Source organism: Verminephrobacter aporrectodeae subsp. tuberculatae At4 (genome assembly GCF_000193225.1).
GTDB classification, from domain to species: Bacteria; Pseudomonadota; Gammaproteobacteria; order Burkholderiales; family Burkholderiaceae_C; genus Acidovorax; species Acidovorax aporrectodeae.
In genome coordinates this window covers 1-218 of the sequence record NZ_AFAL01000287.1, presented here as the reverse complement: position 1 = coordinate 218, position 218 = coordinate 1, and the positions used below count along the sequence as shown (strand labels likewise).

Annotated in this window: 1 pseudogene; it reads right to left on the bottom strand. The window is 71.6% G+C overall.

Going from position 1 to position 218, the window contains the following annotated elements:
• A pseudogene (locus VTU_RS26205) lies at positions 1-218 on the bottom strand (ABC transporter permease); the annotation flags it as partial.

Below are 218 nucleotides of genomic sequence, written 5' to 3'. Positions count from 1 at the left end.
CCCTGGCCGTCGGTGCCGAACGGGAACTGCATCCGGCCGGCCTCGATCCAGGCGGGCGGGAGGCGCGCGTTGAGCAGGTCGAGCGCCGCCGGGTCAAAGGGGTTTTGCGGCGCGATCCAGGGCGCAAGAACGGCCAGCGCAGCGAGCAAGAGCAGCACCAGCGCCGAGGCCAGCGCCGTGCGCGAGCGCCTGAAGGCGTAGACGAAATCGCTGTCGAG